The following is a 2864-nucleotide window of genomic DNA, read 5'->3' as shown; positions in this document are numbered from 1 at the left end:
AAGAAGTTAACGGTTAATACCTGCGCAGATTTAGTTGCGAGTATAGATTTAGGGTATGAAGCTTTGCAGTCTGCGGATTATGGGGCCGTTATAATAGATTATAAAATATGTAAGTCATGGCAAGAATTATCCCTGTTTAAGCCGTCGCATCAAAGCTACTTTAGTGTTGTTAATTTGGACAAAAACTTTGCCAAACGTGTTCCGCCGCAATTAGCTCTAATTATCTCGAAGGATGATGAGCGTCGTCTGGTTGTAGCCACAAATTGGGATGAAATGAGTCACATCGTGAAGGTTGAAGCCATCGATGAAACTAGCGCAATTTTTGTTGATAATTCAGGAGGATCGCAAAGGCTTAATATAAGAGCTAAAGGTGACTATAATGGTGATGGTATTGAGGATATGCTTTTGAGCACCAGTAATACCGTCGAAGGTGGGAGCTACCATTCAGTAGATTACTTCATTCTTACGCGTCTATCTTCAGAAGCATCTTTTACCTTGTTAAAGCAATGGTAGTAAAACTAGCCCCATTTGATAGGGGCTTATTTTTAATTCTGCTATTACTTCCTAGTAATCTTATCCAAATATCCCATGGCGAAGGCTGATAACACAAAAGTGATGTGGATGAGCAAATACCACATGATTTTGTCGTTAGCTATATTTTCGGCATTCATAAAGACTTTAAGTAGGTGAATAGACGAAATCGCCACAATAGAGGCGGCGACCTTGTTTTTAAGGGAGCCTGCGTCCATCTTGCCAAGCCAGTTGAGTTTCTCGCTGTTTTCGCCCACATCAAGCTGTGATACGAAGTTTTCGTAACCTGAAAACATCACCATGATGAGTAGACCACCGACTAAAGTGATGTCGATTAACGATAGGGTGATTAGCACCAAATCAACTTCTTTTATCGAGAAAATATTGGGGATAATATGAAAGATCTCTTGAAAGAACTTTATGCCTAAAGCGAATAAGATTAGGCTTAATCCCAGATAAATCGGCGCCATGATCCAGCGCGATGCATACATCAATCTTTCAAACACTTTTTCCATTAAAAATTAATCCTTCAGATAAAATACGTAGAAATAACTCAAGTCACTCATTCTAAAACAATAACAAAATGAACGTTAACCGCGCCGACATGCAGTGGCACACGTGATGATGTGTTGCCTGTACACTTTGCATAATGCACAGTGTATTGCATTATGTTCTTAGTGGTCGATATTTAGTGAGGGCAGAGTAAACGTTATTGCCGTCTAAATCATCTATTGTCTATTCATCCCAGACGTTTTTAATCTAAGCCTCAGGTTTATTGATTATACTGTTTTGCTTGGGTACGTATTTCAACACTTAAAAGAGAGATCTATCATTATGGATAAACCTACCAACGCGCCTCGTAAAATGCCTTGGGTTGCGATAAGTGTCATAGCATCCATAGTATTGCTGTTTGGGCTGTTGCTAATGCTGATGCCCAAGGGGTTTACGTCTAATCTTGAACAAATTGGTACGGGCAAACCTGCGGTAGTATTTGTCTATGATCCTAACCTTGTTTCAAGTATCACCCAAACAGAGCAGATGAATGAAGCTCGGTCTCATCTTGGTGATAACGTGTACTTTCTGCTTGCTAGAACAGCAACGCCGGAGGGCGATGCGTTTATCGCCAAGCATAACGCACGCGTAACTGAACTATTCCTCTTTGACTCAGCTGGAAGCCTAACTGAAAGACAGCTTGCGGTAATAGATGCGAATGAGCTGATGCGATGGGTACGTTAGTCATTTAACGTCATTGTTATCAGTGATTAATTGAGAGATTAAGTGGGGATGAGTCTACTTTTTATCTAGCCTGCATCGGTGATAACTCTATTGCTTTAGCGCTCTTTTTATCAAGCTAAACGTCGTAGAAAATTACCTTGTCCTAACATGATTTATCCTGCGTTATATATATGACTAGCTTGAATGACTAAGCTGATTTAGGATTAATAACCTGAAATTTAAATATGAAAAAGCTTTGATATTTAATGGTATCGAGGCTTTTGGGTATTGGTAGAGTGTACTAAGTTCATCGTATTTATAGTCATTTTTTAAATTTGATTCCGACCTCACTCGTATGTGCACTGGTTATAAGTTGTTGCTTTAGTGAGAGAGAGCTTTCAAAATGTCACTTCGATCTATCGAAGGTTTCTTCGCTTGTAAATGAATAACAAAGTCATATGCATTCATGTCGAACTGGGTATTTTTTTGTTTAGGGTCTGCGCCGCGAAGGATCAAAAAATTGACTAGTTTACTATCATTAAGCAATAACGCTGCATGAAGTGGTGGTAGACGACTAATCGTACTCGGTGCGTTCACCGAAGCCCCATTTTCAATAAAACTGTCTAAGTAGAGGTACTTTTTATCTTCATTCCTAATCCCAAATAGGGTTGCGATGCCTCCTCTCGATTCTAACTCTTTGATGTCAGAATTCATTAGTCTAAAATTCATTAAAAAAGTATGACAAACTGCATGAGGAATATACAGACCATCTTCACCGGCACCGCATAGAATGACATCTTCAATCTTCCTGTTCGATAATGTGTAACTAGCACCAATGGCATAAACTACAGTAAGTGTCACAATACCAATGAATAAAGTTTTAGCCTTCATTTTTAACCCCATACAATCTTATTATTACCATGAAGAGCCAGTATTCCAAAGTGGGGAGTATCCGTCTTCGCGACGCCGTTAGCATGCATTTTTAATACGCTCAAAAAACTAATTGATAGCTGATTACGAACTATGTCGTAAATTTGAATACGCATTAAGTCGTTAGTTGATGCATGGCTAAACCAATGTTTGAGTGACTTTCTTCCAAACTTAACAAGCACTTTTTT

Annotated in this window: 4 protein-coding genes and 1 pseudogene; 2 read left to right on the top strand and 3 right to left on the bottom strand. The window is 38.9% G+C overall.

Annotated features, from left to right (window positions below; genetic code table 11):
- A partial coding sequence (locus CXF78_RS21565) for a hypothetical protein (RefSeq protein WP_102037643.1) occupies window positions 1-513 on the top strand: 513 nt, incomplete at its 5' end.
- 44 nt (window positions 514-557) lie between these two features.
- Here the strand turns inward: CXF78_RS21565 and CXF78_RS19065 are convergent.
- Window positions 558-1046: a TIGR00645 family protein gene (locus CXF78_RS19065; protein ID WP_011639070.1), complete on the bottom strand. Its 489-nt coding sequence runs from the start codon at window positions 1044-1046 to the stop codon at window positions 558-560.
- 319 nt (window positions 1047-1365) lie between these two features.
- Here CXF78_RS19065 and CXF78_RS19060 point away from each other — a divergent pair, with 319 nt between their 5' ends.
- Window positions 1366-1767, top strand: coding sequence for a hypothetical protein (locus CXF78_RS19060; protein WP_041413238.1), 402 nt, complete (start codon window positions 1366-1368; stop codon window positions 1765-1767).
- Between the two features lie 360 nt (window positions 1768-2127).
- On the opposite strand, the gene CXF78_RS19055 is transcribed toward CXF78_RS19060, so the two are convergent.
- Both CXF78_RS19055 and CXF78_RS21685 read right to left on the bottom strand, forming a co-directional pair.
- The gene (locus CXF78_RS19055) at window positions 2128-2637 is read right to left on the bottom strand and encodes a hypothetical protein (RefSeq protein ID WP_102037642.1); all 510 of its coding nucleotides are present in this window, start codon (window positions 2635-2637) and stop codon (window positions 2128-2130) included.
- A 2-nt stretch (window positions 2638-2639) separates the two neighbouring features.
- Window positions 2640-2864 (bottom strand): annotated as a pseudogene (locus tag CXF78_RS21685) (hypothetical protein); the annotation flags it as partial.

The organism is Shewanella sp. 11B5 (genome assembly GCF_002836795.1).
Taxonomy (GTDB): domain Bacteria; phylum Pseudomonadota; class Gammaproteobacteria; order Enterobacterales; family Shewanellaceae; genus Shewanella; species Shewanella frigidimarina.
This window is presented reverse-complemented; position numbering and strand designations above follow the sequence as displayed.

What these genes read in the sequence shown, in the direction of transcription:
- CXF78_RS19065 (WP_011639070.1), bottom strand. Translation starts at nt 1,046, where the DNA reads ATGGAAAAAGTGTTTGAAAGATTGATGTATGCATCGCGCTGGATCATG.
- CXF78_RS19060 (WP_041413238.1), top strand. Translation starts at nt 1,366, where the DNA reads ATGGATAAACCTACCAACGCGCCTCGTAAAATGCCTTGGGTTGCGATA.
- CXF78_RS19055 (WP_102037642.1), bottom strand. Translation starts at nt 2,637, where the DNA reads ATGAAGGCTAAAACTTTATTCATTGGTATTGTGACACTTACTGTAGTT.